Genomic DNA, 24733 nt, shown 5'->3' with positions numbered 1-24733 from the left:
GTGGCGGGCAACTTGACATTTCGTTATAATCTCCGCTCCACCAGCAAAGATACTGCCGTATGCACGCGCCCACGGTTTCTGCTTATTTTGTCGACGCTGCCACCCGCGGCTTGCCCGCCGACACCCGGTCTCGTCTGCTGACCCGCAACGGTATCCCGGCCGACTCTCTGGAGCACTCCTCAGCCCGGCTGCCAGGGGAGGATTTTGCCAACCTGCTGCGGGACGCCATGCTGGAAACCGGCGACGAGCAACTGGGCCACGGCGACGCCCCCCAACCCCTGGGTAGCTGGGCCACCATGGCGCAATTGAGTATTGGCGCTGAAAATCTCGGCGATGCGATGCGCCGGCTGGCGCGGTTTTATCGGCTGATCCCCTGGGGCATCGAAACCCAGTTTGAAAGCAGTGGTGACACGGCCACCTTCCACATGCACCGGGCCAGTGACCACCCTTTTAGCGACTACATCTTTGAGTCGTTTTTGTTTTATGTGTCGCGCTACGCCAACTGGCTGATTAATCAGCCCATTCCGCTACTAGAGGTGGGCTTTTGCTTTGCCGACCGAGGGCGACGCAATGAATACCGGCGACTGTTTGACTGCAATCAATTTGCCTTTGACCAGCCTGACAGTTATTTCAGTTTTGCCGAGCGCTTTCTGGCCCAGCCCATTGCCCAAAACGCTGCCACCCTGAAGGCCTTTCTCGAGCACACCAACCTGGCCATGGTGGCGCAGCGCTCTCAGCAACAGAGCTATCGCCACAAGGTAATCCAGTATCTATTGCCACGGCTGTCAGACAACCCCGGCATTGGTGACGTGGCCCGGGGCCTGGGGATGCACCCTCATACCCTGCGGACAAAACTCCGTAAGGAAGGGCTCCAGCTTCAGCACATTAAGGATCAGCTACGCTGCGATGTGGCAGTGGATTTACTGCGTTATCAGCACTGCTCGGTGGAAGATACCGCCATTCGGCTGGGCTTTTCGGAGACCAGCGCCTTCAGCCGCGCCTTTAAAAAGTGGATGGGGGTAACACCCCGTAGCTATTTGCAACACCACCCCCAGCACCGGCCGCAAGATTGAGTACCGACCACTGCCCTCACCCCACAAAAGCACGCAAACCGGCAAACGCTTAAATCGCCATAGTTTTGCGCCAGATCAATTGATAACGATTATTATTATGGATTAGTATGTTTGCAAGCCGGGCCCGACACCCCTGCGCACACTACTTCGAGGGAAACCGCCATGATCCGCATTCGTTGCTCTGCGTCCAACACCGTCGCGCTGATGAAAGAGGCGATGAAAGCCCCACCGGGGCACCGCTCAACCACACCGTCAAAGCAGGGTCACAAACACGCTGCCGACAATACGCCACAGAAGCATTGAGGCCCAGCGCGGCCCGTAGATACCATCTCTCCCATACCGCCACAAGCGGTGTTTTTTACACCGTTTGTGGCCTGTATTCCGTTTGATTCTTGATCACACCAAAGCAGATATGCACCAACTTACGCATGGCAGCACCGATGGTCTGCATGCGGTTTTTACCGTTGGCCAATAGTCGTTCTTTCATCGCTGAGACATCCGGGTTGTACTGGCTGGCGCATCCGGCCGCCATGTACAGCTTCGCTCTCACTGAGGCCGGGCCCCGCTTACTCAGCGCACTGCGTCCTCGAAACACCCCCGATTCCACCTGGGTAGGAATCAGGCCAAGATAAGCCGCCACCTGTTTGGCGCCAGTGAAATCCCGGCTATGGATCACCGACAACATCAGGCGGCTGACGACCTTTCCCACGCCGGGGATACTCTCCAACAAGGCCTTGTCATGCTTGAGCCCAGGGTGGCGATCAATGTGGTCGTCGATGTCCTCTTCGATACGGCGTTTCGCCTTTTCCAGCTCGCTGAGCATGGTGTGGATAGAGTCTAAAACCGTCTGCGATGCAGGGCGGAGTTCCGCCTTCTCCAAGCGGTTGGATTCTCGCTGGTAATCCACTTCCAGTGCTTCCAGACGGGCAATCAGCGCCTTCAACTCACGGATTTCCAGCGGCTCGGGCTGCCAGAGGGCAGGGTCGCGTTCAGCGCCAAAGCGGGCAATGATCAAACTATCTTGCTTATCCGTTTTGTGGGTATTGCCCAGGCTGTGGGCGTAGGCTTTGATGTGGGCCGGGTTGACCACCGCAACCCGAAAGCCGGCATCGTGTAAGGTGAGGGCGAGCTGCTCATGGTAAATCCCAGTCGCTTCCATCACCACCAGAATCTGTGCGGGCTCAAGCTTTAAGGTCTTGGGCAACCATTGGCACAGTGCTTGATGGCCTTTATTGTCATTGGCCATCACTTTGGTCTTCACCTTCAAAGTGGTGTGATCACGAAGCCACAGGCAATCCAGCTTGGCCTTGCTCACATCGATCCCAACAACGTCTGTCATCTTTCCAACTCCCCTTGTCCATGCAGCGTCACCGGCCCTAGCGCCGGGCGCTTGGATACCATTCAATGTCAAAGATGAGGGGCCGGGAGGATAATCTACGTCGCAGCTTCGAGAGCTAAGGGCGGACACATCCTCTAAACCCGGCCAGTAAGCAACGGGAAGCTAACCCGTCACTTTGGAGAGATACAAGGGCGGACACCGCATTTGTGTCCGCCGCGTCCATGCAGGCCATCCCCCGGGATTCACTGCGGCATCGGCAAGATGCCGCAATCACGCAGGCGGGCGAGGGAGTAGCTCGGTGTAGGCGGCACCTTCATGGCGTACAGAAACGGCGATGTACGCCCCTCGCGCTATGGTTGTTGGGTTTGCCAACCCAACCTACCGCCTATGGTGATCTTAAATGGTGGACAGGTAACGCTCTGTCCACCCTACCCCAAAGCCCAGCGTAGATACCATCTCTCCCATACCGCCACAAGCGGTGTTTTTTACACCGTTTGTGGCCTGTATTCCGTTTGATTCTTGATCACACCAAAGCAGATATGCACCAACTTACGCATGGCAGCACCGATGGTCTGCATGCGGTTTTTACCGTTGGCCAATAGTCGTTCTTTCATCGCTGAGACATCCGGGTTGTACTGGCTGGCGCATACGGCCGCCATGTACAGCTTCGCTCTCACTGAGGCCGGGCCCCGCTTACTCAGCGCACTGCGTCCTCGAAACACCCCCGATTCCACCTGGGTAGGAATCAGGCCAAGATAAGCCGCCACCTGTTTGGCGCCAGTGAAATTCCGACTATGGATCACCGACAGCATCAGGCGGCTGACGACCTTTCCCACGCCGGGGATACTCTCCAACAAGGCCTTGTCATGCTTGAGCCCAGGGTGGCGATCAATGTGGTCGTCGATGTCCTCTTCGATACGGCGTTTCGCCTTCTCCAGCTCGCTGAGCATGGTGTGGATAGAGTCTAAAACCGTCTGCGATGCAGGGCGGAGTTCCGCCTTCTCCAAGCGGTTGCATTCTCGCTGGTAATCCACTTCCAGTGCTTCCAGGCGGGCAATCAGCGCCTTCAGCTCACGGATTTCCAGCGGCTCGGGCTGCCAGAGGGCAGGGTCGCGTTCAGCGCCAAAGCGGGCAATGATTAAACTATCTTGCTTATCCGTTTTGTGGGTATTGCCCAGGCTGTGGGCGTAGGCTTTGATGTGGGCCGGGTTGACCACCGCAACCCGAAAGCCGGCATCGTGTAAGGTGAGGGCGAGCTGCTCATGGTAAATCCCAGTCGCTTCCATCACCACCAGAATCTGTGCGGGCTCAAGCTTTAAGGTCTTGGGCAACCATTGGCACAGTGCTTGATGGCCTTTATTGTCATTGGCCATCACTTTGGTCTTCACCTTCAAAGTGGTGTGATCACGAAGCCACAGGCAATCCAGCTTGGCCTTGCTCACATCGATCCCAACAACGTCTGTCATCTTTCCAACTCCCCTTGTCCATGCAGCGTCACCGGCCCTAGCGCCGGGCGCTTGGATACCATTCAATGTCAAAGATGAGGGGCCGGGAGGATAATCTACGTCGCAGCTTCAAGAGCTAAGGGCGGACACATCCTCTAAACCCGGCCAGTAAGCAACGGGAAGCTAACCCGTCACTTTGGAGAGATACAAGGACGGACATCGCTTTTATGTCCGCCGAACCGGGAATCAGATAATTAAGGGGAGCAGGCGGGAGCCGAGCGGCCCCCGGGAGGGGCTTACTTTTTCTTACGAACGTAGAGCACTAGGGAGTGGTCGACCAGCTCGTAACCATATTTCTTGGCAATCTCGTGCTGGCGTTTTTCGATAACTTCGTCGGTGAATTCGACGATTTCATTGGTATCCACACACACCATATGGTCGTGATGCTCTCCGCCAGCCAATTCAAATACGGCGTGCCCGGTATCGAACTGATGACGAATAACCAGACCGGCGGCCTCAAATTGAGTCAGAACGCGATACACGGTAGCCAGGCCGGTGTTGTCGCCGGTCTCCATCAGGGTCCGGTATACGTCCTCCGCGCTGAGGTGCTGGCCGTCGGCATTGGCGCTTTCCAGTAGTTGCAGAATCTTAACCCTGGGTAGCGTTACCTTGAGGCCGGCATCGCGAAGTTCCTGATTTTCCGCTGACATTGTCTGAGTTCTCCTGTGTAGAGCGTATCTCATTGCTTTTAATCTGGCCCGATGCGCCCATGATGCACTCCTTCGCCCCGCTGGGGAAGCTTTGCAAAGCACGTGGGACGCGGCGTTGGGCCGTGTAGGTGGATGATGCCACAGCTAGGTGACGGGGTGTATGCAAATACGCAGGAATCACCCGATTGGTTTGTCTCCGGTTTAGCTCTTTACGCCCCGCTCTGAGGCCCAAAATACGCCTTCCAACTTGGCCACACCGGCTTTGCGGGCCGCCACAGCCAATTGCTTGGCCCGGCGCTCGCCGTAGTGTTTGATGGCAAAGGTCGCCTTCTCAAAACTGTTTTTACCGGTGGGCCAGTGAGCCTCCCAGTACCATAGTTCTTTTACGCAACCGTCTTTGAGCTTGTAGCGCTTGGCATAGCGGTAAACGCCGGTAATGCCGGACTTATTGTGCCGACGCCGCGCGGTACAAAACTGCTTGCGGGTTGTGGGTGGGTAAGTGCTAACAATATCGTCGCGGTAGGCCTTAGCCGCATTCAATGCTTTGCGTTTGCCTCCCCAAGTCTTATCGGGAAAGTTTTTAACGATTTGCTTGTTTTGTCGCCTTAAACTGACCCGCCAGGCGTGGGTGCGGTGCAATTCGTCATCAATGCGCGAAATGCCGTACATCGCTTTACTTTTTGGCATCTGAGATATTCGCGTTCGAAAAGCTATCCTTGCAGTTGGGTTAGATTGCCGTCACTACGACACATAAGTACGTTTTGTGGATAATAGCGAAAACCGTGAACGCTGTCACAATTTTAACTTCAGTATGGTAAAAGGCGAGCCTTTATTCAACTCGCCTTGCAGGCGGTTTCACTCGGTTACATAGGGGTTATCCTGCATCGGCTCCAAAACGCCCGCCTCTACCAACTGCTCTATTTCGCTGTCACTAAGCGCCAAAAGCTGCCGGGCAATTTCCCGGGTGTGCTGGCCCTGCAGCGGTGCAGGACGAATTTCTGGATCGGGGAACTCGCTAACGCTAACCGGACCGTTCTCGGTTTGCAATCGTACCGGGAAGCCGGGCTGGTCAAACTCTCTGAAGAAGCCACGGGCGTTGAGCTGGGGGTTGGTCCCAAAGTCGCTGAGTCGCAGCATGCTGGCTGCGGCGATACCGACAGACTGAAGTGTGGTCATCACCTCGTCGGGACTCCGTTCTGACGTCCACGCCGTCACCGCCCCTTCGATCAATTCCCGGTGTTGCAAGCGGCCGGCCACCGTTGCATAGCTCTCGTCCTGGGCGAGATCCTCCCGGCCTATCGCCTGACACAATTGCTGCCACTGGGTATTGCCACGCACCTCGATGACACACCACATGTCATCCCCGGCACAGGGAAAGACGCCACCGGGAGCGTCAAACTCCAACTCGTTACCCATGGGCCGCAAGCTGCCGGGCTCAAGAGATTCTCTGATTATGGGCGTAGACAGCGCGGTGAGGATGGTTTCCGCCTGGGACACCACCACCTTGCCACCACGGCCGGTCCGCTCCCGGCGGATCAACGCCGCCAGTATCGCGGTGTCGGCCACCCTGGCGGCAAAGTGATCCGGGAAGATTGTGATGCTGTCGCTGTGGCTGCCCTCTTGCTCGGGATAGCTCCACAGCCCAGTCAGCCCGGAGGAGGCCCGTACCAGTGGGCCGTAACCCATACTCTTGGCCAAGGGCCCGGTGTTACCCAGGGCACTGCTTTCCAGCAACACGATGCCGGGGTTGAGTTCCGCGAGCGTGTCGTAACCGATACCCAGAGATTCCATGGTGCCGGGCTTGAAGTTGGACAACACAATATCGGCCTTTGCCACCAGGCGCTTAAAGATGGCGATGCCTTCTGGGTCACGCAGGTTAAGTCCCAGAGAGCGTTTATTGCGGGAGCCCTGGGAGAAGGACTGACTGATGGCCACCTTGCCGTTGGTCTGACGCAAGCCATCGGGGAAGGCGGTGTTTTCCACTTTGATCACATCGGCGCCCTGGTCGGCAAACAAGCGACCGGCCTCGGCACCGGCGACGATGACACCCAGGTCGAGCACCCGGATACCAGCCAGGGGGCGTGGGTCGACATCGGGCTGGCGCTGAGCGGCCGGACGCGCCTCCAGCGCAGCAAACACGGCGTCGGTATCGGCCCCCAACTCCGGGGCGGGCTGACGGATTCCCATCCGCTGGCTATCCACCTCGACATAGCCGCTGGGTACTTTGGCGGTGCTGCCGCCCACGTCTAGATCGGTAAAGGCGCCCCGGGCATTGAAGTGGGTGTTGCTCAACACTTGCTGTGGGGTCGACACCGCGGCGATCGGGATGCCACGACGCTGTCCTTCCGCCACCAACTCGTCGCCGCTTTTGTCGGCAAACAGCTCGGCAATCAACGCGTTGATCTCTCTGATCGCCTTAAAGCGTTTGTTGATATTGCCGTACTCAGGGTCGGTAAAAGGATGGTCGTCACCGAGCCAACCGCACATGCCCTGCCACTGCCTTGGATTCAAAATACAGATGCGCACGTGGCCATCGGCGCAGGGAAAAATGGGGTAAAGAAAGCCTTTTGGCGGGCGTCCGTAAGGCGCCATTTCCGAGGCCGAACGACCGGCGGCGGCGCTGCCGGTGACCCCCAGGCCGGGATCGAGAATTTGTGCAGTGGCTTCCAGTAGCGAAAAGTCCATGGTGTTGCCAGCACCGGTTTTGAGTTTGCGCCAGTAGGCCAGTAGCGCCACCCAGGCAGCCTGAATAGCGGTACTTTCCAGCGCCAGGTCGCCGGGGGGCAGCAGCGGTCTGTTGCCGTCGATACCGGAGCGTGCCAGTACCCCGCCCAGAGCATAAAACACCGCATTACTGCCCTGGTAATTCCGGTAGGGACCGCTTTGGCCAAAATCGCTGATCGACAACACCACTAGATCCGGCCGGCGCTCGCGCAAGACCTCTGGCGCCAGACCCAGGGCCGCCATGTCGCCGGGGCGGGCGGAATCGATCACGATGTCACTGGCAGCCACCAAGTCGAGAAAGCGCTGTTTGTCGGCTGCGGCGGTCAAATCCAACACCACGCTGCGCTTGTTGGCATTGTGGGTAGCAAAATACAGGCTCTGCTCCCCTGAAAACGGCGGCAACTGCCGTGACTTGGCTCCCGAGGGTGGTTCAACCAGAATCACCTCAGCGCCGAGATCCGCGAGAAAGCGGCCACACATCTCGGCTTTGCCATCGGCCAGATCGACAACCCGAAGGCCGGCCAAAGGCAGATCAGTCACAACATGTTGATCCATTGTTTTATTCTCCAATTGGTGTGTCTCGTTATCATCGCTATCGGCGTGTGGCGCCCGCTGCCAGGCACCCCAACCATTTAATTAATCAACCAATTAAAAATTATAGCTCAAATTTAAACGCGGTACAGTGATCCCGCCGCAGACAGGGCGCGACAGGACCCAGGCAGGCGTCCCGGGATATACTCATCGCCGCGACGGGTAGAATTCAACCAGCAGTTAAATAAAGGCCCGCAAATCCTCCAAAAACCGCTCTGTTTGGTCGTGGTGCAACCAGTGGCCGGCATTGTCGTAATGGATAATTTGGGCGTCTTTAAAATGCTCAAATCGCCCGTTTTTCACCGGTGACTCAAACTCACTCTCATTCCCCCAGAAGATTAAGGTAGGGCATTCCACCTCTTCGATCAGCTCCCGGAGGGCCTCCTCGCCAATGTCCATTGGGCTCATTTGGCGGCAGTAGTTGTCAAACTTCCAGCTGTAGGTGCCGTCCTCGTTTTGACTGATACCGTGAATGGTGAGGTGGCGAGCCTGCTCATCGCTCAAGTGGCGGTTTTTTTCCTGCATCCGCGACAGCGCTTCTTCAATGGACTCGTAGCGGCGCGGACAGCGAGATGACAGCGATTGGCGGGACTGGATCCAGTCCAGCATTTTTTCTTTGTAGCTGCGATTGTAGTGGCCGCGAATAAACGTCGGGCTCATCGGCATGCCTTCCACCAACACCAGTTTGCGCACATTCTCGGGGTAGACGGCGGTGTAACGCAGGGCAATATTGCCCCCCATGGAATGGGCAACAACCGTGGCCGGCGCCAAGTTTTTTTGATCGATCAATTGGTGCAGGTCACAGAGGTAGGCATCGAAGCTGTAATAACCGTCACGGGACCAGGCGCTATCGCCGTGCCCCCTTAGGTCAGGCGCAATCACATGCCAGTCGTGGCGCAGCTCCCGAGCGACCCAATCCCAATTGCGGCAGTGATCCTGGCCACCGTGCAAAAGGATAAGTGGCGGCGCACCGTGATTGCCCCAGTCCACATAGTGAAGGCGCAAGCGTTGCGAGTAATAGGTGTGGGACGCGGGCCCCAGTGAATCCATACCCGTTGACGTCATAGTGGGCTTCTCCTTAACCATCGTGCGGTGATGATAGCATCACCGAGACGTCAGGCGTTCACTGCAACGCCGAGATCCCCGCAGCGGCAGGAGTCAGGGCGTCAAAATACTGAGGGCGCGGCGCTCAAAACCATTCGATGGCGTCGCCGGCGGGATAACTCTACCCTGCAGACTATCTCTGATTGTCTGCAGGGCGGTGATCCTGGCATAGCGTTTGTGGTTAGCGGCAATGCAATGCCAAGGCACTGGCTGCTGGGTTGTCGCCAGCATATCGTTGTAGGCCTGTTGGTACTCGTCGTGTAAAACGTGGCTATCCAGATCTGCGGTAGTCAACTTCCAGGCCTTCTCGGGGTTATTGAGGCGCTTTAGCAGGCGTTGACGCTGCTCTTCTTTGTCGATGTAGAGCAGGACCTTGATCACGATCACACCGTCATCAATCAGCGCTTGCTCCAGGTGGCGGATTTCCCGGGCGGCGCGCTGCCAGTCGGTCAGCCCACACTCCACCCGCTCCACCAACATCCGGCCATACCAGGAGCGGTCAAAGATACACCAGCGACCGGCCTGCGGGAGTCGCGACCAAAAACGCTGTAAATAGTGTTGTCCGCGCTCCACCCTCGAGGGTGGACCGATAGCGTGAACACGCACCCCCCTGGGGTCCATATGCCTGACCAGGCGCCTTATTAATCCGCCTTTGCCCGCTGCATCCGGCCCCTCCAGCAGCAACACCACACGCTTGCCGCAACGGTAGGTGCCCAGCTGCAATTGCATCAACTCCAGTTGCAGCCCACCCAGCATCGCTTGATAGTCGCTCTCACCGAGTTTGGGGTGCGACAAGCTCCCCACGTCGCTATCGACTTTGCTCTGACCCATTGGCCTCACGCCCCCTGTGACTGCCCGCACCTGTATCAAAGTGTTTGCCGGGAAAGTAAACCGGATTCTGGATTCAACCGTAATAGTTCCCGTGATTAATAAAACGGATGACGACCATGATATCTCCTGAGGCCAGAGCGGTACATGACGCCCTCCTAGCGGCGGGTCTGGAAACACCAATGCGTGAAGCCAGCAGCACCGGCGAACTCAGCGCGGAGCAGAAAAAACAACGTATCACTGACATGATGACCGGCGTTGTGGAGACCTTGGGCTTGGATCTTACCGACGATAGCCTCTGCGACACGCCATCTCGCATCGCCAAAATGTATGTTGATGAGATATTTTGTGGTCTGGATTACCGCAACTTTCCCAAGATCACCAACATAGACAACAAAATGCGTGTCGAGGAAATGGTCAAAGTCCGGGGTGTGAGTGTGACCAGCACTTGTGAACACCACTTTGTCACCATTGATGGCGAAGCGTCGGTGGCCTACATCCCCAAAGACAAAGTCATTGGACTGTCCAAGATTAACCGGATAGTGCGCTTCTTTGCACAACGCCCCCAGGTTCAGGAGCGCCTCACTCAGCAAGTGCTTATTGCCCTGCAAACCTTGTTGGAAACAGATGACGTGGCGGTGACGATTGACGCTGTCCACTACTGCGTTAAGAGCCGCGGTGTTATGGACACCAATTCCCGCACCCAGACAACCTCCTTGGGCGGCAGCTTTAAAACTGACGCCAGAACCCGCCACGAGTTTTTACTTCAGGGAGTCGCTTAAAGCGACTCTTCCTCAATCGGCTCCAGTCTGATTTTCATGGCTTCCGCGCTGGAGGGTGGCAGCCCCATCATCTCGTCGTAGGGGCTTTTGTGAAGCAAGTATTGCTCTATACACCCCTTGCTGGTCAGTAATTTTCTCAACGCTATAAGCTGACGACTACAGAGGGGTTTGCCGTCATCACTGTAGATACTCCTCGACCCCCACTCGCCCTCCGCACTCAGGGTATACAGTCCCCCTTCGTGGGCGTGAATATGGACTTCTCGTACCGCTTCTTTTGCCAAGTCGGCTAGGCGAATACCGGGCATGTTGCGTTTCCCACCGCTAGTTTAGCTTGCTGTGTGGAGATATACGCATCCCTTCAGGCTTTGGTGCACTGGAGGCTCCATCGGGGTACCATGCTGCGCATCGCAACAGGCTCGGCACAAGCCAATTTTCAAAGGACCTGCTATGACACTACAACTTAAAGATGCGTTGTTCTCTGTCGAGGATGGCGTCGCCCGTCTGTCACTCAATCGCGACGATGTTCGCAATGCCCTCACTGGCACACACCTGGTGGAAGACATCTGTCAGGCCGTGCAGTGGTGTAACGACAATACCGATATCCGCTGCCTGATTATTGCCGCCGAGGGCAAGGCCTTTAGCGCCGGTGGCAATATCAAGGAAATGCGCGATCGCGGAGGAATGTTTGGTGGCTCTACCAGCGAAATCAGCCGCCAATACCGCGCCGGCATTCAACGTATGAGCCGGGCGGTGTTTAATGCCGAAGTGGTCACCATTGCCGCCATCAACGGCCCCGCTGTAGGCGCCGGCTTTGATCTTTGCTGTATGTGTGACTTCCGAATCGCCGCAGACTCGGCGCGCTTTGGTGAGACCTTTATCAATCTGGGGATTATCCCCGGCGATGGCGGCGCCTGGTTTTTGCAGCGCTTGGTGGGTTATCAACGGGCGGCGGAACTCACGTTGTCGGGGCGTGTGTTTGACGCCGCAGAGGCGGAACAATTGGGGCTGCTTTTAGAGAGAGTCGCCGACGACGAACTCGACGCCGCGGCAGACAAACTGGCGCGCTCCTACGCCAGTAAACCTCCTATCGCGCTGCGACAAACCAAACGCCTGATGAAAACAGCCCAGCGGCAGGAGCTGGGTGACTTCCTGGACCTGTGCGCCGACGTGCAGGCCCAGTGCCACCACAGCGACGACCACCACGAGGCAGTCAGCGCGTTTCTGGAAAAGCGCCCAGGCGTTTTTACAGGCAAATAAAAGCCGGCTAGAAGCCGGCCACGGTCATTGTGCTAGGTCCGATTTTGGGGCGGATTAATGACTGCCGGCTTAAGACACCGGCAGCACTTCGATGCGGTCAACGACCCCTTCCTGCTCGTCAAACACCTCCATCACCACTTTAAAGCCCCAGAGGCGGCTAAGGTGCTTGAGCACTTCCTTGGCGTCATCGGTCAGGGGGCGCTCCCGCAAACGGTTGTAGCGCAGCACCAGTGAGCGGTCACCCATGTGGTCATAGCGATAGATCTGAATATCCGGCACCAGGATATCGCGGTTGTATTGCCGCGACAGCATACGCCGGACATCCTTGTAGCCGTCTTCGTTATGAATGGCCTCCACCTTCAAGTGGTCTTCCTTGTGGCGGTCGGCGATGGCAAACAGATGGAACTCCCGAATCAATTTGGGCGACAGGTACTGGGCGATAAAGGATTCGTCCTTGTAATTGCGCATAGCAAAGTCCAGCACTTCCCGCCAGTCGCGGTCGACCAGATCGGGGAAAAAGGCCCGGTCCTCGTCATCCGGCTCTTCGCAGATGCGGCGGATATCCTTCATCATCGCAAAGCCCAGGGCGTAGGGATTGATGCCGCTGTAGGCAGGATGATCGTAGCCCGGCTGCATCACCACATTGGTATGGGACTGCAGCACTTCAAACATAAAGCCGTCGTCGACCAAACCCCGGTCGTACATGGTGTTAAGCAGGGTGTAGTGCCAGAAGGTCGCCCAGCCCTCGTTCATGACCTTGGTCAGCATTTGGGGATAAAAATACTGGGCCAGTTTGCGCACAATACGCACGATTTCCCGCTGCCAGGTTTCCAGCTTGGGTGAAAACTTTTCGATAAAGTACAGCAGGTTTTCCTGGGGCTCCTCGGGAAAACGTACCTGCTCTTTAGCTGCGCCATCGCTGGCTTTTTCACTAGCCCGGGGCAGTGTCCGCCAAATCTCGTCGTACTGCTTTCTGGCGTGCTCGGCGCGCTCAAATTGGCGCTGGCGCTCTTCCGCTGCCGATAGTGGCGAGGGACGGTGGTAGCGATCGACACCGTGGTCCATCAATGCGTGACAGGCATCGATAGTCTCTTCGACTTTGTCGACGCCGTACTTCTGCTCGCATTCAAAAATATATTTGCGGGCGAACACCATGTAATCAACGATGGCATCCGCACTGGTCCACTGCTTGAACAGGTAATTGTTCTTAAAGAAGGAGTTATGTCCGTAACAGGCATGGGCAATAACCAGGGCCTGCATGGGCATGCTGTTGTCTTCCATCAGGTAGGCGATACAGGGATCAGAGTTAATCACCAGCTCGTAGGCCAACCCCCGCATGCCGCGACGATAGGACTCCTCGTTGCGGATAAACTCCTTGCCATAACTCCAGTGGGTGTAGCTGATAGGCAGGCCCACCGACGCGTAGGCATCCAGCATCTGCTCCGACGCAATCACTTCGATCTGGTTGGGATACGTATCCAGACCATACTCTTTGGCAATGGCGCCAATTTCCTTGTCGTAGGTGCGAAGCAGATCAAAATCCCAATCGCCACCCCGGGACAAGACCCGGTCTCGGGTTTCTGTCATGCCACCTCCCGGTGGAAAAGATCGCGCAGCACCGGGTACACATCGGAGCGATGCATCACCGTGCGCATAGCAAAATTGATGTCGTTAATCTGACTGTAAGCGGCACCCAGCGGGGTAATCGTGCTGGGGCTGTCCGGCACTTCCACGTAAGAGAAGTAGCGGCACAGCGGCAGAATATCCTTGCTCAATCGCGCCGCACTGCGCTGGGGATCGCTGCCAAAGGCATCCCCGTCGGACACTTGGGCGCCGTAGATATTCCACTCATCGGGGGAGTAGCGGTCGCTGATAATTTCCAGCATCAAATTCAGCGCCGACATCACCACAGTACCGCCAGTTTGGGGATCGTGAAAAAAGGCTTCTTCGTCGACTTCCTCGGCGTTTGAGGTGTGGCGAATAAAGATCAGGTCAACGTGCTCGTATTTGCGACTTAAAAACAAGTACAGCAAGGTAAAGAAACGCTTAGCCAGATCTTTTTTCTGCTCCGACATGGACGCCGACACATCCATCAAGCAGAACATCACTGCCCGGCTGATGGGTTTGGGTTCTTTTACCTTATGGCGGAAACGCAGGTCGTATTCATCGAGAAAAGGAATACGCTCGATACGTGCTTTCAGCGCATCGATGTCTTCCTGGGGAGCGCCACTTTCTTCCAGCTCTTTAAGTTCTCGCTTCAGTGGTGCCACCAGGGCAATCTTCCGCGCCATGGCGTTTTCCAGGGAGCGGCGCACTGACAGATTGGCGGGCACGCCACTGGGGGTATAACCGGCCCGGCGCATGGTGAACTGCTTGGCGTCTCCCAGCACATTGCGCTCGAGATTCGGCAGCTCCAAGTCGTCAAAGAAGAGGTTCATAAACTCATCTTTGGACAGGGTAAACATGAAGTTATCCTGGCCGTCGCCACCGTCACCACCGCCGCCGTCGCCACTGCCACCCCCGCCGCCAGCGGGAGGTTTGGCAATTAAATCACCCGGCGAAAAGCTGTGGTTGCCGGGGTGAACCATCTCCCGATCACCACCCTGGCCAATGCGAAACTTGGGCTCGGAGATATCCTTAACCGGAATCCCCACTTCGCCCCCACGGGCCATATCGGTGATGGAACGCTCGGCCACCATATCGGATACCGCGCGCTTAAGTTGCTGTTTGTAGCGCCTGATAAATCGTTGGCGGTTGGTAGCGTTCTTGTTTCGATCATTCAGGCGGCGATCGATAATAATCGACATGCTTCGCCCCTTTTCAGTCTGTGTATGTCAAAGCGTTCACGAAAAGGCGGGCCGGGTGAGCGGCCCGCATCGGTACTACCCCGCTTTGCGAACTCGCAGGTACCACTCGGAAAGCAGCCGTACCTGTTTGGGGGTATAACCTTTTTCCACCATGCGAGTAACAAAGTTTTCGTGTTTTTGGCGATCTTCCGCCGAGGCTTTGGCGTTGAAGGAAATGACCGGCAACAACTCTTCGGTGCTGGAGAACATTTTCTTCTCGATCACTTCGCGCAACTTCTCGTAGCTGGTCCAGGCGGGATTGCGGCCCTCGTTTTGAGCCCGGGCCCGCAGCACGAAGTTGACGATCTCGTTGCGGAAGTCTTTGGGGTTGGCAATCCCCGCTGGCTTCTCGATTTTCTCCAGTTCGCCGTTGAGCATGGCGCGGTCGAAAATCGCCCCGGTTTCGGGATCGCGATAGTCCTCGTCCTGAATCCAGTAGTCGGCAAACGTGACGTAGCGGTCGAAAATATTCTGACCGTACTCGGAGTAGGACTCCAGGTAGGCAGTCTGAATTTCCTTGCCGACAAACTCGGCGTAGCGCACCGCCAGCCAGCCCTTGATGAACTCGAGGTAACGGCGCTGCTCTTCCTCCGGCAACTGCTCCCGCATAATGCGCTGTTCCAGCACATACATCAGGTGCACTGGGTTGGCGGCAATTTCCGAGTTGTCGTAATTGAAGACCGCGGACAATACTTTAAAGGCAAAGCGCGTGGACATGCCGTCCATGCCCTCGTCGATGCCGGCGTAGTCGCGGTACTCCTGGTAAGACTTGGCCGCGGGATCGGTATCTTTCAAGGACTCGCCATCGTAGACCCGCATCTTGGAATAAATGCTGGAATTCTCCGGCTCCTTGAGCCGTGACAATACCGAGAATTGCGCCAACATCTCCAGTGTACCCGGCGCACAGGGCGCGTCGGCCAGCGAGCTGTTGCGCAATAGTTTCTCGTAAATTTTAACCTCTTCAGAAACCTGCAAGCAGTAGGGCACCTTGACGATATACACCCGGTCAAGGAACGCCTCATTGTGCTTGTTATTCCTGAAGGCCTGCCACTCCGACTCGTTGGAGTGGGCGAGAATCACACCCTGAAAAGGAATTGCCGAGAAGCCCTCGGTGCCCTTGTAGTTACCCTCCTGAGTCGCGGTCAGCAGGGGGTGCAACATTTTGATGGGCGCCTTGAACATCTCCACAAATTCCAACATCCCCTGGTTGGCCAGACACAGGCCACCGGAGTAGGAATAGGCATCGGGATCGTCCTGGGCGTAGGACTCCAGTTTGCGGATGTCCACCTTGCCCACCAGAGTCGATATATCCTGGTTGTTCTCATCGCCTGGCTCGGTCTTGGTCACCGCGACCTGCTTGAGTACCGAGGGCTGCACCCGGACCACTTTAAAGCGAGTCAGGTCACCTTCATATTCTTCCAAGCGCTTGATGGCCCAGGGCGAGGCAATGCCGGTCAGGTAGCGGCGGGGGATGCCGTATTCCTCTTCAAGCTGTCGACCGTCCCGCTCGGGGTCGAATAATCCCAGCGGCGATTCGTTGATGGGCGAGTCCTTCAAAGCATAGATCGGGTACTCTTCCATTAGTTTTTTCAATCGCTCGGCGATGGAGGATTTACCGCCCCCCACCGGGCCCAGCAGATAGAGAACCTGTTTCTTTTCCTCGAGCCCTTGGGCGGCATGTTTAAAGAATGCCACGATCTGTGAGATGACGTCTTCCATCCCATAGAACTCGGCAAAGGCCGGATAGCGAGGTATCAAGCGGTTGGAAAAAATCCGGGATAAACGTGGGTCGGTACGGGTATCAATTAACTCGGGTTCGCCGATAGCTGCGAGCATGCGTTCGGCGGGAGTCGCGTAAGCGAGGGGGTCATTCCGGCAAAGTTCGAGATAGTCCATTAAGGACATCTCTTCATCTTTTGCCTTCAGATATTGCTCACGGACATTCTCAAGTAAGCCCATTTCTGCAATCTCCTTCTGTGCTGCGACGCTTTGAACTGGCAGGTGTCAGCATCCGGTGATGCTTCACATGCAGCGTTTAAGTGCCTGCCATTTCACTCTACTCCGATACGCCCCGACCATCCAGTTAGATTGTTAGCAATTCTGTAATAAATTTGAACTACCACCCAACGATCGGTCGTCACATCCCTGCCGGTAGAGCTCCTTATTCACTTCGTTAAAGTACAAAATTCAAAGCCAAAATCAAAAGCGCCAGCAGAGTCACTCAGTGGCGGATTCTTGACGCCTCGCAGACTGTTCTGCAAGACACGCGCCATAGTGCGTTAACAACCATACTGCGAATCGCGGCGCAAACTTCCTATATTGGATTTTACTTACCGCAACAACAGATCTGCGCTGGGCGCCCGAAGACTTTGACAAGGCGCGGGAGGAAAATACTTATCAGCACAATGGATAATGTGGATTAGCGCTCTATCTGGCCCAAATTGGCGTGAATCACCGAGCCGGAAATGACCGGATTTTCGGCGCAGAATTGCAGGCAGCGGGCAATTTCGTCCGGATCGATCAGTCGCTGATGGGACACGTTGGCGGTGATGGCTGCGATGACCTCTGGATCATTATTGATATGGCCCCTTAGCATCTCAGTGTCGGTAAACCCCGGGCACACGCAGGCGCTGTGGATGCCCCGGCCGGCGAGGTCCTGCACGGTGGAGCGCATCAACCCCACCAGGCCGTGCTTGCTGGCAATGTAAGAGGCGCAACCACTGACGGCTTTCTCGGCCAAGGTCGAGCCCACGTAGAGAATAGCCGAGCCCTCCGGCAGGTGGGGAATCAGCAATCGGTTTAGCTCCTGGGGCGCCACCAGATTAATCTGCAAGACGTCGCGAAAGGCGTCGCCTTCCAGATCGGCCACAGTATCGCCATCCTGGCGCGCGGCGTTGTGGACAAGCACCACCTGTTCGGCGTCAGCCACGGCATCCAACAAAGCGCTCTGGCAGCCGGCAAGCCAATCCTGCTCCAGCATATCCACCGGTATTTGCTGTGCGCCCGCCAGGTCTATTGGCTTGCGCGACAGATTCACCACCCGATAGTACGCCTCACTAAAACGCTGGGCGGTGGCGCGACCAATGCCCTTGCTGCCGCCCGTAATGATTAGGACTTTACTCATCGATTCCATTGCTCCGCATGTTTTGCCGAACCAAACAGCTAGGCTCTTACCCAGGTCGCCGAGCCCGACTGACCGGGGCCTGAAGAGACCTGCATGGTCAGCTCGCTGATTTCGTTACCCTCCACAAAGGGCGCATCTTCCACCAGCTTTTCTAACAGGTAGCGGGCAAACTCCTCAACGGTGGTATTGCGCAGCGGGAGGATCAGGGTATCGCCGCGTAGAAAGCGCAAAGTCTCGCCGTTGAAATGAGCCAGCACCTCGCCGTCAACCTCTTCCAACGTCATGTAGGGCGAGGCATTGGGCAAGATCGTGTATTCGTCCAGCGTCTCGCACAGAGCGCGCAGCCGCTTTTTGATCTCCACATAGCTGAAGCACATACCGTTGTCGCCCACATCCGCCGTCAGCAACAGGCTGACTTTGAAATTGTGGCCGTGAAGACGTTCACGTTCAGTAGCAGAAAAGATGGTGAAGTGGGCGGCGGAAAACTTGACGTCTTCCTTACTGATTTCGATCCGTGTGTGCTTCTTAAAGGGCATATGAGCCTGTCCAGTGCCTTCGGCGCGCCCCGCCGCACCATATTGGTGCAACGCGCTGCCTGCTATTGTTGTAGTACTGCGAGAATCCGCTCCAGAGCCGCCGCCTCATCTAAGCCATCGAGGTCCACCACCCTGTCAGCGTACTGTTGGTACAGGGGGCAACGCTCGTCAAATAGCCCCTGAATATCTGCGTCCTGTTGCCGCCGGGCAATCCCGCGCTGAGCAAAATTATCCAAGCGCTGACTCAACGCGTCGAGTCCCAGCCGCAGCCAAAGCCTGGGGCCAAAGCCTCCGAGGTGCTCCATCGCTCGATCACTGTAAACAACGCTGCCCCCAGTGGCCACCACCTGAGCCGTAAAATCCTGCGTCAAAATGGCGCTCTCCTCCCAACGGACCAGAGCATCAAAGCCAGCCTGATCGACGATGGTTTGGAGGGAGCAACCCGCCGCGTCCTCGATCAGCCGATCGGTATCCACAAAAGGCATAATGAGCCGCTGCGACAACAGACGCCCCAGCGTAGACTTGCCCACGCCAGGCATGCCAATGAGGATAACAGCGGTTTTATAGGGGCTCATGGTGCAAACGGATCACAGACTGGGCATCAAAGCATCAAATTGCCACAGCGCTCGGCACAAAGAAAGCCAGTCACTGATTCAACTTCCACCCAAACGAAAGAAGGGGCCACCGGCCCCTTCTGACGACAACTCCCGGTAAGAGAGCAAGTCAATCAATCCTGGAACAGTTCCAGAATAGATGAGAAATCCCGGGGACCGTTGCCCTTGCCGGCAAAGGACGCATACAGGCTGCGGGCCAAGGCACCCATGGGTACCGAGCTTTGGGTGGCCAGACTGTTTTCCATCGCCAAGCCCAAATCTTTGAGCATCAATTGCACCATAAAGCCTGGCTGGTAGTCGTTGCTGGCCGGGGTGCCGGGCATCACGCCAGGGTAGGGATTGTAGTTCTCCAGCGACCAGTTTTTACCGGAGCTGTTGAGCATGATCTCCGACAGCACCTTGGGGTCGAGGCCGTTGTTGGCACCCAGCTGCAAGGCTTCAGCCGTGCCGATCATATGCACTGCCAGCAGCATGTTGTTACAGATTTTGGCGATCTGCCCCGCACCGTGGTCGCCGGCGTGGAAGATATTTTTGCCCATGCCTTCCAACACTTTTTTACCGCGTTCAAAAGCCGCCGCACTGCCACCACACATAAAGGCCAGGGTGCCGGCCTGCGCCGCCTTCACGCCGCCGGATACCGGCGCGTCCAGCATTTCCAGGCCGCGCTCGGCCGCCGCCTCACCCACTTTGCGGGCGGTCTCAGCGTCGATGGTGCTGCAGTCCATAAACAGGGTGTTATCCGCCGCTTTGGCAATCAGCCCCTCGTCACCCAGATAGAGACCGGCGACGTGTTTGCCCGCCGGCAGCATGGTGATCACGGTATCGGCACCATCGATAGCGGCCAGTGCGGAATCGGCGCGCTTGGCACCCTCCTTGACCACCGCCTCCATGGCGGCATCCACCAGATCAAAAACCGTTACCGCGTGGCCGGCGCGCACCAGATTGGCCGCCATCGGGCCACCCATATTGCCCAGACCAATAAACGCCACAGTTGCCATAGTGTTCACCTTCAATGTGTATTGTGTGAGGGGCGCCACTGAGCGGGCGCCACAAGCTTAGATATCCGCCAGCGGGTTGCTGTCCCAGGGCGCGGTGAGCCGCGCGTCGATTTCGTCAGCGGGCACGTCCGCCGCCGCAGCGTAGCGCCACTGGGGATTGCGGTCTTTATCGATCAACAATGCCCGCACGCCCTCGGCAAATTCCGGGTGGCGGACGGTGTTGGTAGAGGTAATCAGCTCCTGCTGGAAGACGTCCTTTAGATTCATGCCAGCACAGCGCCGCAACTGCGCAGGTATCAGACGGGCGCTGAGCATCGAACCGGCGGCCAGGGTGGCCGACGCCTTTTGCAACCAGGGGTTGTCGCTGTCGAGATTGATGATGGCCTCAATCATGGCGGTGTCGTCAGTCTGATCACACAAACCGTCGATCGCGGCCGCTTGAGCCTCTACATTGCCCTCCGGCAAGGCCCCGGTGCTCTGCTCGGCAAATCCCCGCATCAACTCCAGCACCCGCTCGTGGTTGTCCCCCACGCCGGTAGACCACGGTGTGTCCACCAAGGCCTCTAGTACTGAGTCCAATTTCTCGTGTTGGATAAAGCCCTCGGCCATCCCCAGGTAAAGGGCATCCGCCGCGTTAAAGGGCACGCCGGTGAGCGCCAGGAACAGGCCCGTACTGCCCGGGGTGCGATTGAGAAAGTAGCTGCCGCCCACATCCGGATACAGACCGATGGTAATTTCCGGCATCGCCAGGCGGGATTTTTCCGTCACCACCCGATAGCTGCCGCCGGCAAAAATACCCATGCCGCCACCCATCACAATGCCGTGACCCCACACGATAACCGGCTTGCCCATTTGGTGGATCAGGTAGTCGACCCGGTACTCCACCTCAAAGAAACGTTCGGCGTACTCACAGGGGCCGCCGGGCTGCTCTACCGCCGAGCGGTATAGGGCCTGCACATCGCCGCCGGCGCAGAAGGCTTTGTCACCGGCGCCGCGGATAAAGACGCAGGCGATCTCGCTGCGCTGCCGCCAATCCGACAGGGTGGTGAGCATTTGCTCCACCATGTTGAGGGTTAGCGAGTTGAGAGTTTTCTCGACATTGAGCGTGACAATCCCCAACTTTAAGCCGCTGGCGGTTTCGCGCTCTTCAAACAGGACTTCTTCAGTCATCAGGCGTTTTTCCATTCCGGGTTGCGTTTGTCCAGGAAGGCGTTAACACCCTCCTTCTGGTCAGCCGTGTCGAAGAGCTGAACAAAGCGCTCCCGCTCCAGCAACAGGCCTTTGGGAATGGTCTCTTGCCGGGCTTGATGAATCAATTCTTTACAGTAAGTCACCGCAACGGGGCTCTGGGCGGCAACTTGCTTGGCCATTTCCAGCGCGGTTTCCTTGGCCGCGCCAGTGGCCACCACCTCCTCGACCAGGCCGATATCCAGGGCTTTGGCCGCTTTGAGGCGCTCACCACAGAGAATTACCCGCTTGGCCCAGCCACTGCCCACCAGCTGGGTCAGACGCTGGGTGCCGCCCGCGCAGGGCAACAGCCCCACCTTGGCTTCCGGCAGCGCCAGCTGGGCCTGCTCTTCAGCGATGCGAATATCGCAGGCCAGGGCGCACTCCAGGCCACCGCCCATGGCAAAGCCATTGATGGCTGCAATGGAGACACCGCGAAAATCCGCCAGGGCCTCAAAGGCCTGGCCAAATTTAAGGCCGATATCCTGGGCCACTTCCTTGTCGCCGTCGGCAAACATTTTCAGGTCGGCACCCGCGGAGAAGAATTTTTCGCCAGCGCCGGTGATCACCAAGCTGTAGATATTGCGGTCGGCATTGAGGTTGGCGACCAGAGTTTTCAGGCCGGTCAGGGATTCGGCATCCCAGGTGTTGGCGCCAGGGTTGTCGATAGTGACCAGGGCGGTGTGCTCAATGATCTCGACTTTCAGTTTGTCGGTCGGGCTGTATTCACTCATTTTATTAGCTCCAGTGCTCCTTCCATTAACAGTCGGCGGCCAATAATGACCCGCATGATTTCGTTGGTGCCTTCGAGAATCTGATGAACCCGGGTATCGCGCACATGACGCTCCAGCGGGTATTCCCGAATGTAGCCGTAGCCACCGTGCAACTGTAGCGCATCGTTGCAGATGGCAAAGCACACGTCAGTGGCAAAACGCTTGGCCATCGCGCAGTAAGTGGTGGCGTCGGACTCGCCCTGGTCCAGTTTGAAGGCCGCCAGGCGCACCATTTGCCGGGCTGCGACCAATTGGGTCGCCATGTCCGCCAATTTGAATTGGGTATTCTGGAAATCGGCGATCGCCTGGCCGAACTGCTTGCGTTCTTTAACATAGTCAGTAGCGGTCTCCAGCGCCGCCTGAGCGGTGCCGATGGAACAGGTGGCAATATTGATACGACCGCCGTCCAAGCCCTGCATAGCGATCTTAAAGCCCTGACCCTCTTCACCAAGGCGGTTGGCGGCGGGTACCACCACGTCCTCAAAAGTGATGGTGCCGGTGGGCTGGCTGTTCCAGCCCATCTTTTCTTCCCGCTTGCCGTAGCTGATGCCGTCGCTGTCGGCGGGAATAGCAAAAGCGGTAATGCCCTTGGCGCCAGCATCACCGGTGCGCAGCATGACCACCAAGGTGTCGGTGGAGCCGGCACCGGAGATAAACATTTTGCTGCCGTTAACGATGTAATTGTCGCCGTCGCGCCGGGCGGTACTGCGCAGGTTGCCAGCATCGGAGCCAGCGCCAGGTTCGGTCAAACAGTAGGAGGCCAGTTTTTCACCGCTGACCAGACCCGGGCAGATCTCCTCGATCAAGGCCGCCTGGCCGTAGCGACCCACCATGCCGGTGGCCATATTGTGGATGGTTAAAAACGCCGTGGTGGAAGTACAGCCCTTGGCCAACTCCTCGACAATCAAGCTGGTATCGAGCCGGCTCATGCCCAGGCCGCCGGCCTCCTCCGGGGTATAGAGCCCCATAAAACCCAGCTCGCCAGCCTGTTTTAGCGCATCCTTGGGGAATATGTGCTCAGCGTCCCACTGCGCAGCGTTGGGTTTAAACACCCCCTCGGCGAATTGCCGCGCGCTGTCGGCGTAGGCGATCTGATCTTCGGTTAAAGTAAAGTCCATAGCAGTTCCGGGCGGCTCCCCTCACTCTCAATAATGTTATTCGGCCACAGATAAAACAGGCGCCCCCCAAAACCGCGGGGGCACCTCGGTGGGAACTTACTTGAGTTTGCCCATGGCACTGGCAAACAGCACGTCGTCGGCCGGCAGCTCTTTGGACTTATCCAGGTTACGGGAGACCCAGGTGACGTTGATCAGGTCCTGCCAGGTGATGTTGTTATTGGTGGCATTGCCACCCCAACTGCCACAACCCAGCGAAAAGGTCTGGCGCATGCCGTTCCACAGGTTGCCGCTATTGGATGGCGCCTGGGGCTGGTTAACCATCACCCGGGAAGTTTTGGTGGCGTTGGCAAACTTGAGAATATTGTCGTCTTTGTAGGAGTAAATGCCACAGCTGTGACCTTGACCCTGGTAGGCCTGGATCGCATTGGTGATAGCAATGGCGTCGTCGATATCTTTGGCGGTATAGAAGGCCATGACCACAGACATTTTCTCTCCGGAGAAGGGGTGATCTGGGCCTGCCCCCGTCTCGGGAACGATAAAGAATGACTTGCCTTCAGGGAGGTCGATGCCTGCCATTTCCGCCAGCTTTTCTGCGGGCTGCGCCACTATGCGAGAGGCGATATGACCGTCTTCCCAAATAATGGCCTGTAGCTTGGCTTTTTCTTCCTCGTTGCAAATATAGCCGCCTTGGGCCTGAAGATTTTCCAGCAGGGCGTCCTTGATGGATTCAAAGGCGATCACGGAATTGTCGGAGGAACAGGACGCCGCCAAATCCAGCGTCTTGGAAATGCGGATTTTCTCTGCCGCCTCGTCCAGATCGGCAGTATCGTCGACGGTGATCACCGCATTGCCGGCGCCCACACCCAGGGCCGGGGTGCCGCTAGAGTAGGCGGACTGGACCATCGCCGCGCCGCCAGTGGCGAGGATGCGATCGCACTGTTTCATCAGCTCGCCGGTCAGCTCCAGCGACGGGTTGTCGATGGAGATCACCAGATCGGCGGGGGCGCCACAGGCCACAATGGCCTCGCGCATCAGATCGCAGATCATTTTGTTGGTCAGCTTGGAGCGGGGGTGCGGCGCAATAATGATGGCATTGCGACCTTTGACCGCCGAGATCGACTTGATCACCGGCGTCGCTTCCGGGTTGGTGCAGGGTGTCAAAGCACCGATAACCCCAACCGGCTTGGCAATTTTGACGATATTGCGCTCTTTGTCTTCCTCAATGATGCCCACAGACTTGTCGTCGATGATATCGTAGAGGGCGGCGCGGGTTTTCTTGAAGATCTTGAGGTACTTGCCCTCGTAGTTACCCAGCTGGGTTTCCTCTACGGTGAACTGGGCAATTTTCTCCGCCACGTCGGGGCGCGCCACCGCCCACACCATGGCGGTAATCAGCTCGTCAATCTGTTGCTGGCTGTAATTTTCGATCTGCGCCTGCGCTTTGCGGGAGCGCTCGATCAGGGACTGGATCATTTTGGCTTCTTCTGTGGAAGCCACTTGGGTTTCTGCGACCATTGGGATGCTCCAATTTATAGTAATTGTCGTCGCCCCACCCTGGCCCGAGCAGGGTCAACAATGGTGTTTATATAAGCATAATCCCGCGACCCTTGCGATTGATTATCTTGGTCAGTTGATGGACTATAT

Annotated in this window: 23 protein-coding genes; 4 read left to right on the top strand and 19 right to left on the bottom strand. The window is 57.0% G+C overall.

Annotation, left to right across the window (positions count from 1 at the left end; translation table 11 throughout):
- The first annotated feature begins 59 nt into the window (after positions 1-59).
- Together I6N98_RS04550 and I6N98_RS04545 are read left to right on the top strand one after the other, a co-directional pair.
- The gene (locus tag I6N98_RS04550; RefSeq protein ID WP_198570615.1) at positions 60-1073 is read left to right on the top strand and encodes an AraC family transcriptional regulator; all 1014 of its coding nucleotides are present in this window, start codon (positions 60-62) and stop codon (positions 1071-1073) included.
- 162 nt (positions 1074-1235) lie between these two features.
- Positions 1236-1376: a hypothetical protein gene (locus I6N98_RS04545; RefSeq protein ID WP_198570614.1), complete on the top strand. Its 141-nt coding sequence runs from the start codon at positions 1236-1238 to the stop codon at positions 1374-1376.
- A gap of 55 nt (positions 1377-1431) precedes the next feature.
- Here I6N98_RS04545 and I6N98_RS04540 read toward each other — a convergent pair whose 3' ends face one another.
- From I6N98_RS04540 to I6N98_RS04510, 7 genes are all read right to left on the bottom strand, one after another.
- Positions 1432-2412 (bottom strand): IS110 family RNA-guided transposase, encoded by a 981-nt coding sequence (locus I6N98_RS04540; RefSeq protein WP_198570613.1) that lies wholly within the window; start codon positions 2410-2412, stop codon positions 1432-1434.
- A 485-nt stretch (positions 2413-2897) separates the two neighbouring features.
- A complete protein-coding gene (locus tag I6N98_RS04535) occupies positions 2898-3878 on the bottom strand; it encodes an IS110 family RNA-guided transposase (protein WP_198570612.1) in 981 nt (326 codons plus the stop codon).
- Positions 3879-4153: 275 nt separating this feature from the next.
- Positions 4154-4567: a ferric iron uptake transcriptional regulator gene (gene fur / locus I6N98_RS04530; RefSeq protein ID WP_198570611.1), complete on the bottom strand. Its 414-nt coding sequence runs from the start codon at positions 4565-4567 to the stop codon at positions 4154-4156.
- A 201-nt stretch (positions 4568-4768) separates the two neighbouring features.
- Positions 4769-5254, bottom strand: coding sequence for an AP2 domain-containing protein (locus tag I6N98_RS04525; RefSeq protein WP_198570610.1), 486 nt, complete (start codon positions 5252-5254; stop codon positions 4769-4771).
- A gap of 168 nt (positions 5255-5422) precedes the next feature.
- Positions 5423-7846: a CaiB/BaiF CoA transferase family protein gene (locus I6N98_RS04520; RefSeq protein WP_198570609.1), complete on the bottom strand. Its 2424-nt coding sequence runs from the start codon at positions 7844-7846 to the stop codon at positions 5423-5425.
- A 216-nt stretch (positions 7847-8062) separates the two neighbouring features.
- On the bottom strand, positions 8063-8947 hold the full coding sequence (locus tag I6N98_RS04515; protein WP_232787459.1) for an alpha/beta fold hydrolase: 885 nt from the start codon (positions 8945-8947) through the stop codon (positions 8063-8065).
- Positions 8948-9040: 93 nt separating this feature from the next.
- Positions 9041-9817 (bottom strand): polyphosphate kinase 2 family protein, encoded by a 777-nt coding sequence (locus I6N98_RS04510; protein WP_198570608.1) that lies wholly within the window; start codon positions 9815-9817, stop codon positions 9041-9043.
- Between the two features lie 107 nt (positions 9818-9924).
- On the opposite strand from I6N98_RS04510, the gene folE reads away from it, so the two are divergent.
- Positions 9925-10596 carry a GTP cyclohydrolase I FolE gene (gene folE, locus I6N98_RS04505; RefSeq protein ID WP_198570607.1) on the top strand — a complete coding sequence of 224 codons (672 nt, stop codon included), beginning with the start codon at positions 9925-9927 and terminating at the stop codon, positions 10594-10596.
- Here folE and I6N98_RS04500 read toward each other — a convergent pair.
- Complete coding sequence (locus tag I6N98_RS04500) at positions 10593-10901, bottom strand: DUF6482 family protein (RefSeq protein WP_198570606.1); 309 nt, start codon at positions 10899-10901, stop codon at positions 10593-10595. The two genes, folE and I6N98_RS04500, sit on opposite strands and share 4 nt — an antisense overlap.
- 142 nt (positions 10902-11043) lie before the next feature.
- Between I6N98_RS04500 and I6N98_RS04495 the strand changes: the two genes are divergently transcribed.
- Positions 11044-11853, top strand: coding sequence for an enoyl-CoA hydratase-related protein (locus I6N98_RS04495; protein WP_198570605.1), 810 nt, complete (start codon positions 11044-11046; stop codon positions 11851-11853).
- 69 nt (positions 11854-11922) lie between these two features.
- On the opposite strand, the gene I6N98_RS04490 is transcribed toward I6N98_RS04495, so the two are convergent.
- From I6N98_RS04490 to I6N98_RS04440, 11 genes are all read right to left on the bottom strand, one after another.
- Positions 11923-13440: a SpoVR family protein gene (locus I6N98_RS04490; protein ID WP_198570604.1), complete on the bottom strand. Its 1518-nt coding sequence runs from the start codon at positions 13438-13440 to the stop codon at positions 11923-11925.
- Entirely contained in the window at positions 13437-14660 is a 1224-nt protein-coding gene (locus tag I6N98_RS04485; RefSeq protein ID WP_198570603.1) for a YeaH/YhbH family protein, read from the bottom strand. The genes I6N98_RS04490 and I6N98_RS04485 overlap by 4 nt, the downstream gene beginning before the upstream one ends.
- 75 nt (positions 14661-14735) lie before the next feature.
- Complete coding sequence (locus tag I6N98_RS04480) at positions 14736-16658, bottom strand: PrkA family serine protein kinase (protein WP_198570602.1); 1923 nt, start codon at positions 16656-16658, stop codon at positions 14736-14738.
- 460 nt (positions 16659-17118) lie between these two features.
- Positions 17119-17823: an SDR family NAD(P)-dependent oxidoreductase gene (locus I6N98_RS04475; RefSeq protein WP_198570601.1), complete on the bottom strand. Its 705-nt coding sequence runs from the start codon at positions 17821-17823 to the stop codon at positions 17119-17121.
- A 38-nt stretch (positions 17824-17861) separates the two neighbouring features.
- Positions 17862-18359: a 6-pyruvoyl trahydropterin synthase family protein gene (locus I6N98_RS04470; RefSeq protein WP_198570600.1), complete on the bottom strand. Its 498-nt coding sequence runs from the start codon at positions 18357-18359 to the stop codon at positions 17862-17864.
- Between the two features lie 62 nt (positions 18360-18421).
- On the bottom strand, positions 18422-18934 hold the full coding sequence (locus tag I6N98_RS04465; RefSeq protein ID WP_198570599.1) for a shikimate kinase: 513 nt from the start codon (positions 18932-18934) through the stop codon (positions 18422-18424).
- Positions 18935-19086: 152 nt separating this feature from the next.
- A complete protein-coding gene (mmsB, locus tag I6N98_RS04460; protein WP_198570598.1) occupies positions 19087-19971 on the bottom strand; it encodes a 3-hydroxyisobutyrate dehydrogenase in 885 nt (294 codons plus the stop codon).
- 57 nt (positions 19972-20028) lie between these two features.
- Positions 20029-21141, bottom strand: a complete 1113-nt coding sequence (locus tag I6N98_RS04455; protein WP_232787458.1) for an enoyl-CoA hydratase/isomerase family protein — start codon at positions 21139-21141, stop codon at positions 20029-20031.
- Positions 21141-21932: an enoyl-CoA hydratase gene (locus tag I6N98_RS04450; RefSeq protein ID WP_198570596.1), complete on the bottom strand. Its 792-nt coding sequence runs from the start codon at positions 21930-21932 to the stop codon at positions 21141-21143. The genes I6N98_RS04455 and I6N98_RS04450 overlap by 1 nt, the downstream gene beginning before the upstream one ends.
- Positions 21929-23089 (bottom strand): acyl-CoA dehydrogenase family protein, encoded by a 1161-nt coding sequence (locus I6N98_RS04445; protein ID WP_198570595.1) that lies wholly within the window; start codon positions 23087-23089, stop codon positions 21929-21931. The genes I6N98_RS04450 and I6N98_RS04445 overlap by 4 nt, the downstream gene beginning before the upstream one ends.
- 96 nt (positions 23090-23185) lie before the next feature.
- Complete coding sequence (locus tag I6N98_RS04440; RefSeq protein ID WP_198570594.1) at positions 23186-24604, bottom strand: aldehyde dehydrogenase family protein; 1419 nt, start codon at positions 24602-24604, stop codon at positions 23186-23188.
- Positions 24605-24733 lie beyond the last annotated feature (129 nt).

Source organism: Spongiibacter nanhainus (genome assembly GCF_016132545.1).
In the GTDB taxonomy this organism is placed as follows: Bacteria; Pseudomonadota; Gammaproteobacteria; order Pseudomonadales; family Spongiibacteraceae; genus Spongiibacter; species Spongiibacter nanhainus.
Note: the sequence above shows the minus strand (reverse complement) of the source record. Positions and strands in the feature narration are given on the sequence as shown.

Coding starts and splice junctions, on each gene's coding strand:
- I6N98_RS04550 (WP_198570615.1), top strand. CDS start 60: ATGCACGCGCCCACGGTTTCTGCTTATTTTGTCGACGCTGCCACCCGC.
- I6N98_RS04545 (WP_198570614.1), top strand. CDS start 1,236: ATGATCCGCATTCGTTGCTCTGCGTCCAACACCGTCGCGCTGATGAAA.
- I6N98_RS04540 (WP_198570613.1), bottom strand. CDS start 2,412: ATGACAGACGTTGTTGGGATCGATGTGAGCAAGGCCAAGCTGGATTGC.
- I6N98_RS04535 (WP_198570612.1), bottom strand. CDS start 3,878: ATGACAGACGTTGTTGGGATCGATGTGAGCAAGGCCAAGCTGGATTGC.
- fur (WP_198570611.1), bottom strand. CDS start 4,567: ATGTCAGCGGAAAATCAGGAACTTCGCGATGCCGGCCTCAAGGTAACG.
- I6N98_RS04525 (WP_198570610.1), bottom strand. CDS start 5,254: ATGCCAAAAAGTAAAGCGATGTACGGCATTTCGCGCATTGATGACGAA.
- I6N98_RS04520 (WP_198570609.1), bottom strand. CDS start 7,846: ATGGATCAACATGTTGTGACTGATCTGCCTTTGGCCGGCCTTCGGGTT.
- I6N98_RS04515 (WP_232787459.1), bottom strand. CDS start 8,947: ATGACGTCAACGGGTATGGATTCACTGGGGCCCGCGTCCCACACCTAT.
- I6N98_RS04510 (WP_198570608.1), bottom strand. CDS start 9,817: ATGGGTCAGAGCAAAGTCGATAGCGACGTGGGGAGCTTGTCGCACCCC.
- folE (WP_198570607.1), top strand. CDS start 9,925: ATGACGACCATGATATCTCCTGAGGCCAGAGCGGTACATGACGCCCTC.
- I6N98_RS04500 (WP_198570606.1), bottom strand. CDS start 10,901: ATGCCCGGTATTCGCCTAGCCGACTTGGCAAAAGAAGCGGTACGAGAA.
- I6N98_RS04495 (WP_198570605.1), top strand. CDS start 11,044: ATGACACTACAACTTAAAGATGCGTTGTTCTCTGTCGAGGATGGCGTC.
- I6N98_RS04490 (WP_198570604.1), bottom strand. CDS start 13,440: ATGACAGAAACCCGAGACCGGGTCTTGTCCCGGGGTGGCGATTGGGAT.
- I6N98_RS04485 (WP_198570603.1), bottom strand. CDS start 14,660: ATGTCGATTATTATCGATCGCCGCCTGAATGATCGAAACAAGAACGCT.
- I6N98_RS04480 (WP_198570602.1), bottom strand. CDS start 16,658: ATGGGCTTACTTGAGAATGTCCGTGAGCAATATCTGAAGGCAAAAGAT.
- I6N98_RS04475 (WP_198570601.1), bottom strand. CDS start 17,823: ATGAGTAAAGTCCTAATCATTACGGGCGGCAGCAAGGGCATTGGTCGC.
- I6N98_RS04470 (WP_198570600.1), bottom strand. CDS start 18,359: ATGCCCTTTAAGAAGCACACACGGATCGAAATCAGTAAGGAAGACGTC.
- I6N98_RS04465 (WP_198570599.1), bottom strand. CDS start 18,934: ATGAGCCCCTATAAAACCGCTGTTATCCTCATTGGCATGCCTGGCGTG.
- mmsB (WP_198570598.1), bottom strand. CDS start 19,971: ATGGCAACTGTGGCGTTTATTGGTCTGGGCAATATGGGTGGCCCGATG.
- I6N98_RS04455 (WP_232787458.1), bottom strand. CDS start 21,141: ATGACTGAAGAAGTCCTGTTTGAAGAGCGCGAAACCGCCAGCGGCTTA.
- I6N98_RS04450 (WP_198570596.1), bottom strand. CDS start 21,932: ATGAGTGAATACAGCCCGACCGACAAACTGAAAGTCGAGATCATTGAG.
- I6N98_RS04445 (WP_198570595.1), bottom strand. CDS start 23,089: ATGGACTTTACTTTAACCGAAGATCAGATCGCCTACGCCGACAGCGCG.
- I6N98_RS04440 (WP_198570594.1), bottom strand. CDS start 24,604: ATGGTCGCAGAAACCCAAGTGGCTTCCACAGAAGAAGCCAAAATGATC.